This window comes from Lysinibacillus sp. GbtcB16, from assembly GCF_019091145.1.
GTDB classification, from domain to species: Bacteria; Bacillota; Bacilli; order Bacillales_A; family Planococcaceae; genus Lysinibacillus; species Lysinibacillus fusiformis.
The window spans coordinates 242,604-261,212 of the sequence record NZ_JAGXJV010000002.1 but is presented as its reverse complement, the minus strand read 5'-3'; the positions used below and the strand labels follow the sequence as shown (position 1 = coordinate 261,212).

Genomic DNA, 18,609 nt, shown 5'->3' with positions numbered 1-18,609 from the left:
CGAAAATCTAGTATTTCACGTATAATTTACTTTTTTAGTTCTTCTGGAATTGTTGGTTCAAATGAATACAATACACAGAAATTATGAACACTTAGCCCTCCTACTGCAACAAACAGTTTTGTTAGACCTTCTGCAAACATATTTTTAATTTTTTTCATTTCCTTCTTCCTCCTTTATTTTTTCAATAATTTATATGTTAATGGAAGAATACAACATACAGCTAGTAGACTTCCAAAAAATACTTGATTGATGACTAGTTGTGAGCTTGTACTAACCATTACAGCTACACAAATCGAATAGCCAATAATGGCTCTGTTTCTCAGTTTTACTCTCAACGCTTTATCATTAACACGGTTCTTTTCTGTATCTTGAGGGGCATATTTATAAAGACAGATATATACAGCTAGAATACCTATCCAGAACATCGATTCTGATATTGAAATATCTCGTATGATGATCGGTAGTATCCCGAAAAGGAAAATGCTTATCAACGTGCAGGTACTGCTTTTTTGAGCATGAATACCTCTAGCATAGACCCGTACTAATAAATAAGCACTGTGAAAAATAAATGTTAGCCACACTGAATGAAGTAAAAATGCAGTCAAATAGACAGGAACGGCCTTCCCAAGATTAATGAGACAGACTTCAATACCCAATTTACACTTCAATTCTTGAATTCTGGTCAGTTCTTGTCTTTCTTTTAATTTGCTAACCATATATTCTGCCAACACGTCTTCCCTAAATCCCTTTAGCAGTATTTCCATTATTATCCCCTCCTTGTTTTTCTTTACAATAATAGTATATCTTGCTTTTCTAGCATTTTTTTAAATATTTAGTAACTTACTACTCTGATTACATATATGCAAAAAAAAAAGAGGAAAATACACAGTTACGAGTATTTTCCTTACAATTATGAAATTTTTCATACGACAAACTCAACCAAATATTTGGGATACAGCGTAACCGCTTCACTATATCCTTGAAGATCCATTCGATTGATACAGACTTTGTTTCTAGTGGGGAAAAATTCATTTTGTCGCATTTTATTATATAAATTAAATAACTGAATAAATAGAATTCTTTCTAAGAAGAAACACATCAACAACTCTTCATGATGCATGATGGCTGCATTCAGCTCACCTTCTATTGAAAACTTAGGGATTTCAAACTTCGTTGTATTGATTAATGGACCAATCTCTAAACTATTTTCCTGACAGCTCAAAGCCAGTATATACTTTGCAAAAGATTCAACTTGATTGATTTCTGCAATTTTCTTTTGTGTTCCAATTAACAAATCAATATTGTCCTGTGGGTTTTCATCATAGATAGTTTGTACAAACGGTGATTTTTCCAGAAACTCTTGAACATTTGGGAATTTATCTTCTAACATGACTTGAATGTTAAAGATTTTCCCTGTATCAATAATTTTTTCTGCAAAAATCAAGTACTCTACAATAGCTTCTGTAGAAATGAAATAAGGGGTAAAAAATTCTGTATAGCTTCTCACTAGATTCAATAGATCTCTGGATTTTTGTTTTTCATAGGAGATAAACAATGTAGGGTCCTTTTCCAAAAGCTGTTTTCCAAGCTTATTTTCCGAGCAGTCCATTGTTTCATCGATTCCATGATAAATAATCTCTTTTAATCTATTAAACTCGATATCTTTAACTTTAAAGGCCATGACTGTTTCTAATGTTATACAATCCTGGATCATAAAGAAATCGTTCATTTTTTTTACTTGATATTTCAATTTTAAGCAATACATATTCAACCTCCACTCCTTTCTATCCTATAAGAAATGCATACAAGGATGTTTGGTTATCACTCAAAAGTTTTGATAACTCAATATCATAAAAACCGCCCAGTGGTACACTTTCCAATCCTAAGTAATTCGCTACCAACTGAATATTCTGTCCAATATGTCCGGCCTCCTGTTGTACCAATTTATAGGAGATATCTGTATACTTTCCTGAGATCCCCGACATATCACAACTCAAAGCAACTGCGAACTGAGCGGTATTTGCCAAATACTTTTGGATAAACGCTTTACTCATTTGATCCCACGGCACGTATTGTTTAACTAATAATTTTTGAGTATCACTATTCAGCAGCATAATATTCCCCTGCTTTATCAAATCAACGTCTACCAATTGCTCGTTGAATAAAAAATAAATGTTAACATAGTACTGTGCCCCCCCAGAAGGGTATGTACGGTTTTCTTTTTCACCACCAATCATGGCCAATTGAGTAAATTGTGCCATTACCTTTTTATCGACTTTCACATTCGCCTTGAATGGTTCCCTTGCCGAATATCTCGTCCCTAATATTTTTTCAAATATATTATTATCGTCAATCGTATAATCTAAATCAATTAACGGATAATGGCCATTTTCCTGCAACTCTCTCGGTCTATGCGCATATACTTGAGTATTGGTGAATTCAGGTTCATTGATTGACATCATATGATAATCAATGAATTTTTTTTCTATATTCCGCTCCCCTTTAAAGTTCCACACATTCATTTCCTCCTTTTTAAGAAATCACCCAGCTTTAAGAAAAGCATCTGAAAAAATGAATTCATATTCCGGAGATACCCCTAATCGATTATTCAACATATGGAGATGAGAAATGACAATATAAAAGGCGTACTTTGGCTCCATTGTCGTTTGACATAACTTTATTTGAGCAAGCATAGATTTAAAAACCTTAAGATAAGGCTGATAGAATTCAATGGCAAGTTCTCCATTTTTCAATTGATCAATTCTGTTGTTAATCACTTTATATATTTGTTCTGGGGTCTTATTCTGAGAAAATTGTGTCCATATTTCACGATACGCATAAAACATTGTCTCATGCTTCTCAATATATCCTAATTCTTGAGCAATTTTTGTACAGTTGTACATGAGGTCAATCGCTAACACATAACGCTGAGTTCGATTAAGCTTTTGAATAATTTGTCCAGCAAATTTTGAAGAGTGGACAAATAGTTCTTCAGACAGCGTCATTGCTGCCTCGCCCCCATAACGGTTTAGCTCTGGTACATACTCGATCGCCTGAATTGAAAAGTTCGGATACGGAGCAGTTGGTACAATGCCTTCTGTCTGAATGATCGCCTCATCATAGGAAATAGCTTGAAATGAGTGACTACTATGCTTTAGATGAAAGCTCTCCAATAAGTGCTCCAATTCTTTTTCAATTTTTTCTGCTGCGTCTTGTGCTGTTTGGTATCTCAATCGAATATGGGGACCACCATCCCAATAACGAATGAAAAAATATCGAACTTTTTCTCTATCTAAATATGGCAACAAACACTCTTTTAAAAATTCTTCAATTAAGACATAATCATGAATGAATACATGTTTAGATACCCACATAAGGTCCTCCTTTATTTTAGAAATATACTGTGACTTGTGTTCCAGCTCTTAAAAAGATTTAACGAGTAGCCAAGCTGTTCATTGTTCTCTAAATTGAATTTTTCTTTTATTATTTTGTCGTTATAATTTTTAATCCCTCGAGCGGCCAATCCATACTTCGCAGCAATAATAGATAAATGCTGTGCAAAATGACCCATCCTTAAAAAAATATCATCATAATCCTGACCTGATTTCTCAAAGGTAAAAAATAGCCAATAATACATGCCTTCCAAATTAGTGAAATCTTGATATTCTTGCAACATCTTCGTATACATAAGTTTGCCTTTCGGTTGAATAAATTCACACGTTTCTCGAATCCGATAAAAGCCACTTTTGACATCAGTTATATTATCTATAAACGTCCACAAGCCTATTCCAGGATAGTCCTGCACAGCTGCTTGGAACTCCTGCAGTATTCGATGGTGTGTATTAGCTGACATCAACTTTTTAACTACTGCATCACCTTTAATATTCTGCTCAGATACTCTTCTCCTGAAAAATTCTGTCTCCGGTTGCGCTTTTATATCTGTTGTACTCAAATGATATTCTTGGTCTAAAGCTATTTCCAATACAAGCGGAATTGTGACAAATTCAACAGGCTTTCCAAGCGATGCGGTTGTTAGTTTACGGTGACGAATTTGATGACCATTTAAAACATAGTCAAGATTATAAAGATAATGACCTGTATTCAATAAACTTAGCATTAAAGAAAACTCACCATAATATTTTTGAAGCTGGCGATTGTCATTGACGATGACGAGATAGTCTCTTTCAGCATTCAATCCTTTAAAATATTCTTGGTGATATACATAAACTTTGTCTGTTAATGCTTTGTAAACAAACATATGGGTTTTATGAACGAATACCAATTTGAGACTATCTATATTTCTAGCTTTGGGAGAAAAAGAATGGAAATAGTATTTGCTGAAAAAATCTATCCGCTGAATCATCTCTAAATAATAATAGAGATCGTAAATAATAGAACTCCAGCCATCACTTTTACCAAGTTCCTTCAAAAATTTCATGTCAATCACATCTAAATGATTATTAAACAGTGGTTCTTCATCAACTTGTGCAACAGACAATGATTGCTTATAGCGATCCTCTCCGAATCGATCTAAATATTGTTGATCAATCATCCTTATTCCCTCCCGTTCAATTATGGAAATGGATGGGGTGTTTTCTCTATCCAGTCTTTATCTAGCTTCCCTTTCTTCTTAAACTGAATAGCTTTTTCAATTCGTTGACTGACAACTCGTCTATTTTGATGCCCAAAAGTCATCGTCAACATACCTGGCACTATATATTTCACATTTACAAATCCTGCAGAAAATAAATTCGGGTTTTCTGTCATAGCTCGATATGCTTTACCAGATATATCGACCAATTGGCCTTCAAGCGTTCGAACAACCTCGGAAAATTTCCCTTGATATACTGTATATCCTGCCTCCAATTGCTCGTAGGAAGACATCATTTCCGTATTCAATGCAAACGAAAATGCATATTTCATCTCCTTGTTTGAGTAAAGTAGCAAGTGGTCTTCCAACTTGTGCACCGATTGAGGATTGTCCAACAATTGTCGTTTCCTAGTCTGATATTCCTCATTATTGAAGACATTTGTAAAAACAGTAATCGCAGTTGTAGCTTCAATCAACGCTCGCTCGATTGACTCTTCCAAGTCAAAGGAAGCCGCCGCAGCCGTGTAGAAGGCCATTTCATTTTCCTTAGGCTCCTCTTTTTCTAATAAGACCCAGATTGTCGGAATTTTCACTTCCATCGATATATCAAACAAATGTACATGGATGTTTTTTTGCTTTAAAGAGTCCAAATAAGCCTGAATTTTTTTAGAATGAATGCTAGATTCATCAATTCTGACCGGTGGAATCTGTCCATACCAAGTAGCTAAAAAAGCATCTCGTTCAATCAGTTCTAGCATCGCGTGTAGGCTGGCCTCTGCTTCTGTTGAACCAAGAGCACTGCCATTGGAGCTTTCGTAAATATATCTTTTTTCATTCGAAACAACATGAGAGTTATAATAAATCAGTTGCTCGGGAATTAGAACATCTCTTTCACTATGCAATGCCCAAACTTTTTCATAATTCAGTGGCTGATCTTCCGAATAATTTTCTGGATTGCCATAATTGCATTGAGCCATCACTTCACTCAGTGTGAGATCAATCACTTCAGAATCTTTTTCCCTCATTGCCCTTTGTTGCTTTTTATAAGGAAACGCTGTGGCATAGCGCTCCAACGATTCCAAAATAGAAATATATTTTGACTTTTCATACGTCCCTGTCCGACCATAGGAAAGCATTGATATTCCCTTATACAATACTTCTGTCTGAACCATTGGTGTTCCATAAGAATCGCCGGAGCGAGCCAATGCATTTACAATCGAAGATGGGTGCTCATAGATTAATTTTTTATTTCTTTCAATCTTCTCTCTTACTTGTTCAAAGCTCAATTGCCGATTATCTTTTGCATTGAATAGCGTATCCAATTCCTGAGGTCGATTTGAACCAGTATCTACATTACACTGACAATCTCCTCGCTTGAAGGTTGCTTTCGCTTGAATTTCCAATGTATCTCGGTTTATTTCATAGAGGAACGGTTCGCTATTTGTTTGGAGCTTTTGCACAAGCGTATCAATTATTTCTGATTCTAATCGATTTGGCTGGTCTTCTTGCCAACCAAAATATTGTTGATAGCTTTTCAGTTCTTTTGTTCGCTCCTTAAAGCAATCTAAGCAAAAGAATGAATCATTCTTTGATGAATGAATAAAAATATACTTTTGGTTTGTCAGAATCGTAGCAATGTTTGTTTGTATGGTCATCACTCCACCTCCAAAAGTTCATATTCAAAACCATGATCACTGAGAATTTTCCCTACAGTAGTCTGCTGACCAATTACTAAATTTTCTTGATTAGAGATTTCCCAATTTACCGAACTGACTTCTTTTAGATGGAGCTCATTTAAATCTATGGTTTGGAAGAATGATTCCTTAATAGATACATCATTCATATGCATACTAATCCACGTCAGTAAAACTGTTGTCAACTGAGCTGCTGTTTTTACAGGAAGTTGAAAAATGAATGCCTCTGATTTGTCATTTACAGCATACAAGTAATACCCCCCTCTACTACATGCCTGGAGGTAGAAATTGGTAGATAACTTTTCTTGATTCATTAAACTACTAATAAGTTCTGATTCCTTCAACTCATTCAGATCTAATCTGTACAGTTTCCCTGTTTTATGATGTTGGGTACTATAGATGACTTTTCCCTGCTGCTTCAACAGAAGATCCTTTGAATAACTGTTTTTTAATATTTCGATAAATGCTGCCTCTGAAAGAAACTGTGCGAGCCTTTCATAAGAAATATCTGCAAAGAAGTAATTTTCATCGTCTTCTGTTTGTACAGTAATAATCTGCAATGGTGATTGATTGTAAGTAAAATAGGCTTTATTTTTATTAAAAGATACTATCTTTGAATCATATTTTTTTACAAAAGTTTCGAGTGAATTATAATTCTTGATAGCATCTTGAGGCGTTCTTCTTGAAATTTGATAATCCACCTTTTTAATTCCATCAAATGCCAACTTCCTTTCAACTTCCATAAGGGAATTAATATTGAATACAGGGGCCTCTTTCCCAATGATAGATATAATGGCGCCATAATAAAGGAAACCTGCTAGAAGCTTCTCTGAAATATCCTCAGCTGACACAGCCTCAAAATCCGAATGATTTCTTGTGGAAACCCATATTCTATCTTCTTTTTTCCCAATATAATAATATGCAGCGATTTTCCCGTCTGCCAAAACTTCTATATTTTCTACTTCTACAATTTCATGTTGAATATGATTTTCTGCCAATAATTCACTGAGATAAATTGCACCAAAATAAGATGAGGGAATGTTCACACAAATTTTCTCAATGTCTCTCAGACCTTTCTCTACTGATAGACATTGCTCTTCAACCCACGGCAAATAGAGACTGTTTTTGTGAAGATCATAAACCTTTGGATCAATTAAATAAAAAACATGTTTTTCTATAAGAAATTGAATGAGTTTTGTGTAGCGGTTAAACTCTTCAAAAAGTGCTGTTTCTTCACTTCCCTGATAGGCCTTACTAATCAAGGAAGTGATTTCATCATATTCTGAAATACTTAGTTTTAATTTTATTAATTCATTTGATCCATATATAAATAGGTCTGGTTCATTATAGTGATATCGAATATTTCTTCGAGCCTTTATTAGCATATTACTCACTCCTTCTTATTGTTGAACTTAATGACAACTAATGAAATAATCAGAAGGGCCGATGTGTACCCGATGGAAATCAGCATATCTTGATTGAATTCAAATGTCTGATTCCAAATTGAGATGTAAATATTATTTAAATGATAGAATGGGTTTACATAAGATACATACTTCACAAAATTCGGAAGACTTTCCACTGGAACAGAGAAGCCGCCAGTGAACATAACAATTTGGAACAATACAATAGACAAAATAAGTGCTGTTTTTACTTCCTTAAAGTTTGAATAAATTGCGTGAGAATAAACCAACATCACCGCATTAATTAGTAATAAGCTTACATATGACATCAAAAAATTAACAATTGAAAGCTGCAAATCATAAACTAGTAAGCCAATCAAAGTGATTAAGAAAAATCCTGCTGTAGCTATAATAAATGACTTAGCAATACTGGACATAAGAAGAATTTTATCAGTGATCGGCGTAATGAAAAGTCTTTTTTCAATACCAGCTGCACGATTCATTACCTGATCAAAACCAAAGGCAAAAAATACAACTGAAAAACTAATGAGGACAATAAACGAAGGTGTATACATTTGAACATAGTTCATTCCTCCGCTATAGGTTGCATTACTGAACATTTGTCCCATTAAAATATATGTGACAGGCGGCACAACAACCGTAAAGACTAAATAAAACAACTCTCTAAAGAACATTTTTAAGTCATATTTAATTTGTGTTAATAACATATTTACTCCCCCTTATTTGGCAATTTTATCGAGATAAAAGCTATTAATAGATTTATGACCGGATTTCAGAATATTTTCTGGTGTATCGAATACTTCGGTTACACCCTCATTAATGAAAAGAACTTTATCACAATAGAGTTCGATTTCATCCATATAATGAGTCGATAAAATGACTGTACTGTCATTTTTCTTAATATATCCTGTAATACTTTCCCATAATATGTTTCGCATATGAGGGTCCAGTCCGGTAGTCGGTTCATCCAAAATAATCAAACGTGGTTTAGAAGAAAAAGCGATTGCTAGACTAACCTTTTGCTTCCAGCCTCCAGATAAATTATCGAAGAATGTATTTAAATGCTCCTGCAATTCAAACTCCTCAATAATTTCATTCAGATCTACTTTGCTACCATAATAAGATCTAAAAAGATCTAGTAATTCTTTTACTTTTAATTTTTTATAAAACTGTGTAGGTTGCAATACTGCGGATATATTGCTTTTAATTTTTCCAAGCTGTGCTTGATCAATTTCTTTTAAATTATTACCAAAGACAACAACCTTCCCGTCATTAAAATCCTTAATGGTCATTAAAATTTCTAAGAATGTTGATTTCCCAGCTCCATTTTTACCGATAACACCAATAATCTCACCTTTTTCAGCAATAAAATCTATTCCTTTTAGAACAGCCTTTTTCCCATAATTCTTCGTTAGTTTTTCTACCTTTACATTAAAGTTCTGCATCGTTCACCCTCCTAATTGTCAATCGTATATTCCACAACATATTCCCTAAGCTCATTTTTAAATTCAGGTAACACCTCTTCGATAAAGAACGTAGGATCTTCACTTTCTTCATTAGTAATTTCATTCATAAAATGTTTGAATAGTATGGGTACTGTAATATCAATAAACAATGGCTTCATCGCAGAAATTTCTTCACCCATACGATATTTCTTTAAAAAGAAAGTTTCTGGTAAATCTCTGTCTTGAAAATAGTTATTTATTAATGTATACAGTTCTACTTCATTTGCCGCATCCTTGCTTATACGCTCAATATCCTCGTGTTTGATATTCCACTTCTTCCTGTACATCACAATATTTTCAAAACTAATTCTTGGCATATCACTTCTCTTTTTCAAAAAGTAATTTATATCAAAGTTAATTCTTCCGCTTTGAAACAACAGTAGCAATACAGATAAAACACCTGGTAGAAACACTGGCACTAATGACGATTTATAGGCGACCCTTGCTTCATTTTTCTGATGGTCGAGCACTTTCAATTTTTTCGTTTTCTCATCATATCTAACCGAGAAATCTGATATATGAGGATACCCAACATCATGGAATCTCTGATTTCCAAACTCTAAATTTAATTTTTGTTTATAATTTCTATCATGAATACCGCCATTAAATCCAAACAGCTCTGTCACTTCATAATAATTTTTATCGTAATAATTTTTCCCTATATATTCTTGATACTGTGAATCAGTATTCAAATCCTCGAAGAAGTCTTTAAACCTGGATAAAAATTTCTCCTGACCGTCATAAATATCGTTTAAAATTACTTTCTCCTGAAAAAGCTGATAAAAGAATGTCATACTAAATTCATTGCCGTATTTAATATACTTAGGAATTTTTTTAGAGAAGGGCTTGATTAGTTCCTGAAAATCTATTTCTACATCTTGATTTTCATCTAAGTATTGGGAAAAGAATGCTTTAAATTCGTCTCTAAGATCATCCAAAATCTTTACTTCAGGTGCAATCGCATCATCATAGCGGTAATCCATGTCTTGGAAATAAGGGAAGAAGTATCTCAATTTTTCGAAGAATACATTGTTTAATAAATTGCTGTCAGATAAACTAATCTCCGAGTGCCCATATATTTTTTTATAAAGCGCAGCAACTTCGTATTGCACACGAATATTCACATCAAACAACAGTAAAAATGCCGTAATTTCTTCAAAAAAATGATTAGAAAATTTATTGTCAATATCTTTAATGCTGCTCTTATTACTTTGAGCATCAAACAAGATATCTTCATAAAGAATCTCCGTACCAAAATTCGGAATAGTTTCACTCAAATTTTTAATAATATCCTCAATCTTTTTCCAAAGAACTATCCGCTCATTTGTATCTGCCTGCTCGAATTCCTTTTGCAATTCATTAATGATTTGCAGCTGGCGTGATAGCTCTTCGCAAATATCGTGGTCTTTTAAATAGGAAATCATTTCTTCTACAAGATTTCTTTTAGCATTTACTGAAATTTTTTGTACTACGATTTTCGTGGAAACAAGCTTTTTAAATACATCCAACTCATGCCCCGAATAAAGATCATATTCACTTAGAAATTGAGCAAATTCTTTATAATACATCGTTTGCCCTTGTTTTTTCTTTAGAAATTGAATTACTTCTTCCGCAATCCCCATCTCAACCAGCTTATCTCGTGTTTCATATATTTTCTTAGATTGCGGTACATTCTCTTGCGTGACAAAAAAGATTTTAGAATTCCTTTGCCCAAATTTAGAAACATGGACTGGAATTTTTTCTAATGTATCGTTGTTCGTACGAATAACTTCCAAAAATATTCTAAAAAGTAGCGCATGGTTTAATTCGATGTTTGCCTTCTTTTTGATTAAAAATCGATTACCAGAAGAACCTGTTTGCGTAAGATAAGAAAACGGACTAGTCTTCATAGAGCTGCGCATTAACAAGTTGATAATAAAATTGTCCAACTTTTTTTCTTTTTTATTATGTGTTTGGACAGGTTTGGATAAATATTTTTCAATGTTCTTATAAATAGTTTGATTAAAAAATAAAACGGTCTTTTGCAGCTGCTCATCTGCTATTTCTCGTTGCAGAATTTCTCTTGACTTCAATACAGCTTCCTCATAACTTTGTTGCAGTGCTTCTTGGTACAACTCCAATTGATCTAAAAGCTCTACTAGTTGATTCAATAAAATTGGCCCTGAGTATTTCCTTAAACGAATGCTACGTAAATTATGAACATCCCGTTTCAGGTTCAATAGCTTTGGATCCTTTTGTAGAGAGAACTCTTCTTCAATTTGACTGACTACCATTTCCTTCTCTCTTTCAATTTTTGCATGAACATTATCAATAGCTTCTTTAGCAGACTGAATTTCCTTCGCTTTTTCTCTCATTTCAAAGTACCACTGATCAGAAGTATTGGTTCCTCGATAAATACTAAATGGATTTTGAGTAACGATTATAGTCAAGTCCTAACTCCTCCCTCCAAGTCATCCCTTTTTTACTTTCCACAATTCTGTAAGCCATATAAATATACTTTTGCTTCTTCAAAGCACTTATATTAAAGTAAGGTAATAGTAAATACAGCAGATTTACGGTAAATCTATAAGCCGTTGCCTCTGGATTTTCCATAAAGTTATTTTTCTTTGAATAGGCAACAAAATTCTTATGAAATTCATTTTTAAAATTCTTCTCTAATTCCTCAATAGTACGAGTCAATTCAGCTTTATAGTGATTGTCTAACAATTCATCCACCTGACTTAAACAACATCCATAAAACTCTGTAAAATAGTTAAACCATCTATTAATTATTGGAGAATGTGCTTTCTCTGCAGCTTCTAAACCTGATTGTTTTTCTAAATAAAATGTCTCAAATAACTTTTCGGTATATGGTTTCTCTTGCTTGGCAGAAAGCTCAAAGAAGCCCTGAACATGCGAGACAAACGAAAAGTAACCTTTATTATTATTTGTTTCATGATAGACATCTGAAATTCTTGAAAAAATAAGGGGAAACAGCTCCTCAACGCTAATGCTCTGTGCTTCTATATATTTTCGAGTATCCAATAGCAATGGGTAATGTCTGAATCGTTCGTTCATATATAAATTCGTTAATCGTTCATTATGAACAGGCAAATAATAAGGATATATGTCCATTTCCCCGTGTTCTCGAATAGCTCGTTCATTTTTCTTATTTTCTAAATTTGATAGCAATCGGGAGCTTTGCTCATATTTTTTCTTCACTTGATCAATATATGATTTATCCAATGGCTGTTCTTCGATTAGCTGGCTCACTCTTTTTTTCAAAGCGTCATATTCAGATTGTGAAATTTTATTTTTTGTAATCAACTGAATATGAGGTCCCCCCTCCCAGCCTTTTGACACAAAGTATTGATGTTTATCCCACAACTCATCAATAAGTAATAGCAATGATTGTTCTAATGAACTGTCATAGTTATAAATACAGGTTTGATACATGGCAACACACCCTTATGTATTTTTTCTTTAACAAGACAATGTTTGATTCTAAAAATTCATTTGTTCAATTCTTCATGGTTTAGCAGCTTCAAATAAAGAGAATTGGGCGGTTGTCACAAAATGTAGTTTCAACCGCTCCATTTTTTAAGTCATTAACAAGAACCACAGCATGATGTTGAGCCGCATGTAGATGATGCTGAACAACTTGTTGAGCCACTGCTTGCTGTTGTTTCTGGAATCGCTGACACCTCGTCTAAATCTAGTAATTCCACCTCTAAATCAAATTCTTTTGTAGTTCCTTCCTGCGTATGCATCTCTTTTTTCATCCCTTGTTCCTCCCATAAATAGTAATTAGTTGTTTATACTATTTTTTGAAACTGACTCTACCTCTTCCAAACATTTATTAACAAGAACCACAGCATGATGTTGAACCGCATGTTGATGATGCCGAACAACTTGTTGAGCCACTGCTTGCTGTAGTTTCTGGGATCGCTGACACTTCATCCAAATCTAATAATTCTACTTCTAAATCAAATTCTTTTGCATTTACTGTTTGAGTAGTCATCTCTTTTTTCATCTTTAGTTCCTCCTAGAAATAGTGATTATTTGGTTTCTACAATAAAAACTTACTTCAATTTGCCCAAGTGAATTATTAACAAGAACCACAGCATGATGTTGAACCACATGTTGATGAGGCGGAACAACTTGTTGAGCCACTGCTTGCTGTTGTTTCTGGAATCGCTGACACTTCATCCAAATCTAATAATTCTACTTCTAAATCGAATTCATTTGCATTCAGTTCTTTTTTTCTTAAGTCTTTTTCCATTTTTCATTTCTCCTTTCATTTATTTACATACACACTATAACTCGAGAATTCTACGGTTATTCATTCCTTTCATACAAACTGCTCCTCTATACTTAGGTGTCCTTGTTAGCTAAATTATGTGTGCAATTTTCTATCTTAACTGTCAATAAAATTTGTTATTTTCCTGATTGATGGCAATATAAACATGATTGATTTGAATGAAAAAGAACCGCTTAAGCATTTTTCTTAAGCGGATTTTTCCATTCTATAGGAGATAACAGTCAACCATTCTCGCTAGATGAATTTTTATTGAACTACAATATTTATAAATATAGAAACACTTAATGGTTAATAGACCTATGCAGGCTCAATAAAAGAATTAGAAAAGAAGATAGATTTAATGAAACATATATATGCTTTTGAAAGTAAAGAGGATTTCTCCAAATTTCAGGGGATCATCGAGAGACTCACACAAAATTAAATATTCCAATATGAATTAGAACAAAATTATGCTTTGAGGGATTTACCAAAAGGTATAGTTTGGACATCCGAAGAATTATTACTGTCAAGTATTTAGTAGAGATACGTGCAAATCATAATGTGATGGTAGTTTTTGATGAATACCATAAATGGGATAAGGAAGGTAGGAAATTGCTATTAACGCAGTATTTTAACATAGATTCCTTATTCGACTAACGTGTATGAAGAATGGAAGTTCATACACGGCAGTCCTTTTGGTATAGGGGACTTCTGTCTTACATTGGCTCAAGGTTTTACCTTAGTTACTGATAGATGAAATCTACATAAAAAAGTTCAGCCAGAAAACTCTGGCTGAACAATATCATACGAAGGACCCCATTTGTTTACATCCGAACACGTTCCTAAGTGTGTAATTACCATTTCACATAGTTTTTTGTAAGCCCCTTATTAAGTGGCTTTTTTATATGTAAAATTTGTCTCTAGCAATCTTGTCATTAAGCTGATTTACCAACCTATATATTACGTAATTATCTATTTATCCCCTTATTTATACATTATAGTATTACTGGCAACCACTGAATCCTCAAACGAAAATCTGCCCTGTTTAGGTTTGATAAACTGGTGAATTCCCCTGATTTCTAGCGGTTATATTCATTCATTAAGTTCCTCCTGAAAAAATTAATAAGGATCAATTTCTTTCTACATCAATTATATAAAGAGTTATACTTTTGAATACATTGAAATATTTTGTTTTATTTACTTATATTTACATATATGTTATTATTTATTTAGGTTTTATAGTTTTTAAAGGTTTGTAGGTTTTATAAGCGAAAAATCAAAGTGTGAAAAAAGAAAGGATGATTCGTATGAAGAAGAAAAAATTTATAAGCAAGATGGCCCCTCTCGTGGTAGTTGCTGGAATTATGTTTTCTAGCATTCCGGCATTTGCCACAGAATTGACAGAGCCAATTACTCTAGCAGAATTACCCGAATCAATTACTATGGATGGTAAAGTGTTTATAATGGATAAGTCTGCAGGAGGTGGAAGTGGTACTGCAACTTCAGACAACAAAAGTATGAGTATCACGAGAAGTTCTTATAAAGTTACAGGTAGTGATGTTCGATTGTATGTTGATTCTTCACATGGACATGGCGGTGACCATTTTTCATCTGGCTGGGTAGATGCAACTGCACCACGATTCACTGCACGTGCAGAAGTTTGGTCCAATGGTCGGCTGAACACTACAGGTAATAATCAATTGAATAGTGGTATTAGAGCAAATGCAACTTCTTTTCTAGCTACTGGTCTTGTTCCAAATGCAACACCACGCATTTTCTATAATTGGTAATGAAGATAAAATGCTTATTGTTACGCTTTATAAGACCTATTTATACGATTGTCGGAATTATGTTTTCTGTCGTGCTGACTGCATGTAGTACAACAGATGATGTAGTTGTACCAGATGCACAACAACCTCAAACAGAAACCGCTGAACCAGAAAAATCACAAACAACGGAACCTAAGCCAGAGTCGTTTGATGGTTACGAGGATTACATAGATTACATCTCCGATATACCTGAATTTGAACCGTACTATAAAACCGTTTTTGCTTTTGAAGAACTTTCAGATGGCATAAAATCTGTGCCGATTGAAGAAGTAAAGGCTATGTATGATGAAATGAAAACAGCTTTTAATTATGTTCTTGTAAATGAATATCCCTTAGTTTATAGAGGAAATTATGAGGGCGAAACAAGTTTTGTGGATGGATATGAAGAGTATCAAGCTGCTGGCAATGATAAGGTGATTTCTAACCCAGTTAATGTTGTTTCGCTGGATCAGGAAGGTAATGAATTTTTGACAACACCTTTAAAAACGATTTTATTAGGTGAAGACACTTTTAGTCACTTCGATAATAGTATTGATGTAGGTAGAAACCTTAAAAAGTCTGATTTTACACTTGAGGCACCAAACAAACCCATTAGTGTTGTGTTGGGAAATGCGTATAAGGATATTTATAAAATTGGCGATATATTTTCCTTGGAATTAATTTCTGAAATCATGGATTTCCAAGTCGTTGGTTTTTATAAGTCTGGTGTTGGTTTTTCAATGAACGTTGGTGCCCTACAAGATGTGAACTTGGATCATACCATCGTTATGCCTCATTTTATACCTGATTACAAACCTGTTGGAGAAGCAGCTGTTTTTCAACATGCTTATCATATTGGTGAATTGCTATCGGGCTATATTCGTATTCCAGAGTCAGTCGAGAAAATAAACGAAGATACTTATGATCATACAATGGACATAATTGATGAAGTAGCGGAACGGAATAATATTTCTGGTCTCTATAAAATGCCATACTGGCCAGTGGGCTTTGTTTGGTAAGACTGCGAAATTTGCTTATTCGTATAAAGTATTACCACTACAATAAATACCTATAGTCATTTATTAGCGGAAACTGAACAAAGAGTTAGCACTCACTTTGATAAGCTATTTAATAAAAAAGATGATTCAGACAAATTATGGGCAAATTGTAAAGCTATTCACGTTCTTGCATAAAAATAAAAAGCCTTACAACCGTTGTGGCTGTAAGGCTTTTATTGACGTCCCAGGAGGACATACTACAACGTTGATATATCAATGGTTAAAAGCAATGATGTTTACCCTACAAATAGAACATAATAAAGCCTTTACTATAAAGTGTAAATATCCTACTACATTGATTTTTATTATAAACTCAAAATCTATTTGCTTCTGAAATTAAGGTCTCTACAAATTCGTTAATTTGCTCCATTTTCACTTTTAAACATATTGCAGGCCCAGTTTCTGATGCACTATGATTATTTCTCTCCCCTGCATCTAACACAAAAATTAATCTATAATAAGGTTCCCATTCGTCTCTTTCATGTTCTGGTACTTGAAGAAAACCATGTCCAGGGTAATAATAAGAACCAAATAGTGGGATATGATAAATACATAAACCAGGATCATGGGCTTCTAACATACTTAGATGTTTAGTATCAATTTGTCTTAGATCTTCTAATAGTTTAAAAAAGTCTCTTCTCATACAAACTATTTCAGAACTTATTTCAGGAAAACTATTACCTGATCGAAATAGAATATTAAATTTCACACTAGATTCATTAACTAAAACTAAATTTATTTCAACCTCACAATTAGGTTGATCACTATAATCTTTTAATAAAGCCATAATTAAAACCCCTTTACACTATTAGCGATAGTTATATTAACTAAATTACAACAATCCACAGTTACTATACCATGGATTGTTGTAATGCTATATATGAATTACCTTTATACTGGATCTCCCGTAGTGCTTTTTTTACTTAATATCTCCTTTGTACTGCCAATTGCTTTTTAACCATTTCAATTTCTTTTCTTTTTGATCATATACTGTATCGATAACATCAGTATTTTTATTAAGTAGGACTGCAGTTCTTTGATTCAAAGGTGCTCCCTCTAACCAACCAATACGTTCTCCGCTCCAACCATCTACATATTTTGAACCCTTAGTCAATGCCTCGTCTATCATTTTCCCTGTAATCTTACGATCTACTGCTTGATCAGCAGCATGAGCGCTAATTTTAACTATACGGCCTGCAGATGTCTTTACAACATATTCAACACCTTTTTTAATAACAATGCCAGCTAATAATGGAACTACAGGTAATGCATATGGTTGAGCTTCGATTTCATTATCAATACTAGGTGGACTTATATCATCTATCTGTGTAGTTTCGTCTTGAACGATTTCTAGATTTTCAAATTCTGTATCATTTTCTATTTCGTAAACACTACCTGTTTCTGGATTTACAGGACTTATTAAGTCTGCATCTTGAGATTCACTTGCAAATGCAAAACTAGGTGAAACAATACTAAAAATTAATGTAAAACAAATCAATCCTATAATATTTCTAAATATGTTATTCTTCAAAATTAATCCTCCGTTATCCTAAAAAAAATTAAAATGTTATAACATTCCATTACTCTCGAGTTACTAATATCCTATCATTAAGAAATACCCTTACCAATACTCTAACCCCGCCAATTTTCGGCGTGAAATTTACATTGAATTTACAAAAAACGCCACATTACGCCATCAATCACGCCAAATTTTGGCGGTACTCATGTAATAAAGAGGTTCCAAAGTAATGTTTTTTGAAATCTTCATTGATTTTTTTTGACATTCTTATCAGGTAGTGAATTTCGTTATTTTTACAAATAATTTACAATAATTACTATTAATTTCATTGTAAATTATTTGATTCTATGTTAGTAAAATAAAAAAGCCCATTACCAAATAAGGTAACAGGCATTTGCTGTTAAGCGCTACGTTGTGCAATGATAATCTTCAACCCTTCAAAATCACCACTTGTCATAGTGCCATTATCGAATTTCTCCAACCAAGATTAATCAATCCTTTTACGACTGCTTGTTGAATGTAATCACGTACTGCAGCTTTTGCCGGTTGTGCTTGTGAATTTCATCTTATCATCATCCTTTTCAATTTGTTGTTCTGATTCATTTGGTTCCATAGATTTTGTTTAATATAGGTTGTTATTTTGCTAACGCCTTTAGGGACAGTTAACTCGTATGTCCCCGCCGTATTGTAGCTTGCGTTATTTTTAGTTACCACCCCGCTTTCTCTACCCT

Annotated in this window: 19 protein-coding genes; 2 read left to right on the top strand and 17 right to left on the bottom strand. The window is 33.6% G+C overall.

Annotation, left to right across the window (positions count from 1 at the left end):
• Positions 1-26: 26 nt before the first annotated feature.
• The 15 genes from KVT27_RS13165 to KVT27_RS13095 all read right to left on the bottom strand — a co-directional run bounded on the left by KVT27_RS13165 (position 27) and on the right by KVT27_RS13095 (position 13,475).
• Positions 27-158, bottom strand: a complete 132-nt coding sequence (locus KVT27_RS13165) for a cyclic lactone autoinducer peptide (protein ID WP_217581452.1) — start codon at positions 156-158, stop codon at positions 27-29.
• Between the two features lie 15 nt (positions 159-173).
• The gene (locus KVT27_RS13160) at positions 174-764 is read right to left on the bottom strand and encodes an accessory gene regulator AgrB (RefSeq protein WP_217581451.1); all 591 of its coding nucleotides are present in this window, start codon (positions 762-764) and stop codon (positions 174-176) included.
• Between the two features lie 158 nt (positions 765-922).
• Positions 923-1,750, bottom strand: coding sequence for an ABC transporter permease (locus tag KVT27_RS13155; protein WP_235213937.1), 828 nt, complete (start codon positions 1,748-1,750; stop codon positions 923-925).
• A gap of 34 nt (positions 1,751-1,784) precedes the next feature.
• Positions 1,785-2,522: a SagB/ThcOx family dehydrogenase gene (locus KVT27_RS13150; RefSeq protein WP_217581450.1), complete on the bottom strand. Its 738-nt coding sequence runs from the start codon at positions 2,520-2,522 to the stop codon at positions 1,785-1,787.
• A gap of 18 nt (positions 2,523-2,540) precedes the next feature.
• Entirely contained in the window at positions 2,541-3,374 is an 834-nt protein-coding gene (locus KVT27_RS13145; RefSeq protein WP_036119380.1) for a thiopeptide-type bacteriocin biosynthesis protein, read from the bottom strand.
• Between the two features lie 11 nt (positions 3,375-3,385).
• Positions 3,386-4,552 carry a hypothetical protein gene (locus KVT27_RS13140; RefSeq protein WP_217581449.1) on the bottom strand — a complete coding sequence of 389 codons (1,167 nt, stop codon included), beginning with the start codon at positions 4,550-4,552 and terminating at the stop codon, positions 3,386-3,388.
• 20 nt (positions 4,553-4,572) lie between these two features.
• A complete protein-coding gene (locus tag KVT27_RS13135) occupies positions 4,573-6,246 on the bottom strand; it encodes a YcaO-like family protein (RefSeq protein WP_217581448.1) in 1,674 nt (557 codons plus the stop codon).
• On the bottom strand, positions 6,246-7,670 hold the full coding sequence (locus KVT27_RS13130) for a hypothetical protein (protein WP_217581447.1): 1,425 nt from the start codon (positions 7,668-7,670) through the stop codon (positions 6,246-6,248). The genes KVT27_RS13135 and KVT27_RS13130 overlap by 1 nt, the downstream gene beginning before the upstream one ends.
• A 5-nt stretch (positions 7,671-7,675) precedes the next feature.
• On the bottom strand, positions 7,676-8,416 hold the full coding sequence (locus tag KVT27_RS13125; RefSeq protein ID WP_036119391.1) for an ABC transporter permease: 741 nt from the start codon (positions 8,414-8,416) through the stop codon (positions 7,676-7,678).
• A gap of 12 nt (positions 8,417-8,428) precedes the next feature.
• Positions 8,429-9,154: an ABC transporter ATP-binding protein gene (locus tag KVT27_RS13120; RefSeq protein WP_008179401.1), complete on the bottom strand. Its 726-nt coding sequence runs from the start codon at positions 9,152-9,154 to the stop codon at positions 8,429-8,431.
• Between the two features lie 11 nt (positions 9,155-9,165).
• Positions 9,166-11,364: a lanthionine biosynthesis protein gene (locus tag KVT27_RS13115; RefSeq protein WP_254636141.1), complete on the bottom strand. Its 2,199-nt coding sequence runs from the start codon at positions 11,362-11,364 to the stop codon at positions 9,166-9,168.
• Between the two features lie 247 nt (positions 11,365-11,611).
• Positions 11,612-12,649: a hypothetical protein gene (locus KVT27_RS13110; RefSeq protein ID WP_217581446.1), complete on the bottom strand. Its 1,038-nt coding sequence runs from the start codon at positions 12,647-12,649 to the stop codon at positions 11,612-11,614.
• Between the two features lie 152 nt (positions 12,650-12,801).
• Positions 12,802-12,975 carry a thiazolylpeptide-type bacteriocin gene (locus tag KVT27_RS13105; RefSeq protein ID WP_217581445.1) on the bottom strand — a complete coding sequence of 58 codons (174 nt, stop codon included), beginning with the start codon at positions 12,973-12,975 and terminating at the stop codon, positions 12,802-12,804.
• A 77-nt stretch (positions 12,976-13,052) separates the two neighbouring features.
• On the bottom strand, positions 13,053-13,226 hold the full coding sequence (locus tag KVT27_RS13100) for a thiazolylpeptide-type bacteriocin (RefSeq protein ID WP_008179395.1): 174 nt from the start codon (positions 13,224-13,226) through the stop codon (positions 13,053-13,055).
• A 75-nt stretch (positions 13,227-13,301) separates the two neighbouring features.
• Entirely contained in the window at positions 13,302-13,475 is a 174-nt protein-coding gene (locus KVT27_RS13095) for a thiazolylpeptide-type bacteriocin (protein WP_080709115.1), read from the bottom strand.
• A gap of 1,301 nt (positions 13,476-14,776) precedes the next feature.
• Between KVT27_RS13095 and KVT27_RS13090 the strand changes: the two genes are divergently transcribed.
• Both KVT27_RS13090 and KVT27_RS13085 read left to right on the top strand, forming a co-directional pair.
• The gene (locus KVT27_RS13090) at positions 14,777-15,283 is read left to right on the top strand and encodes a hypothetical protein (RefSeq protein WP_244294791.1); all 507 of its coding nucleotides are present in this window, start codon (positions 14,777-14,779) and stop codon (positions 15,281-15,283) included.
• Positions 15,283-16,320 carry a hypothetical protein gene (locus tag KVT27_RS13085; RefSeq protein WP_217581444.1) on the top strand — a complete coding sequence of 346 codons (1,038 nt, stop codon included), beginning with the start codon at positions 15,283-15,285 and terminating at the stop codon, positions 16,318-16,320. Before KVT27_RS13090 ends, KVT27_RS13085 begins: the two co-directional genes overlap by 1 nt.
• A 352-nt stretch (positions 16,321-16,672) precedes the next feature.
• Here the strand turns inward: KVT27_RS13085 and KVT27_RS13080 are convergent, their stop codons facing one another.
• Entirely contained in the window at positions 16,673-17,146 is a 474-nt protein-coding gene (locus KVT27_RS13080; RefSeq protein WP_217581443.1) for a hypothetical protein, read from the bottom strand.
• 132 nt (positions 17,147-17,278) lie between these two features.
• Positions 17,279-17,890, bottom strand: coding sequence for a hypothetical protein (locus KVT27_RS13075; protein WP_254636140.1), 612 nt, complete (start codon positions 17,888-17,890; stop codon positions 17,279-17,281).
• Positions 17,891-18,609: the final 719 nt, after the last annotated feature.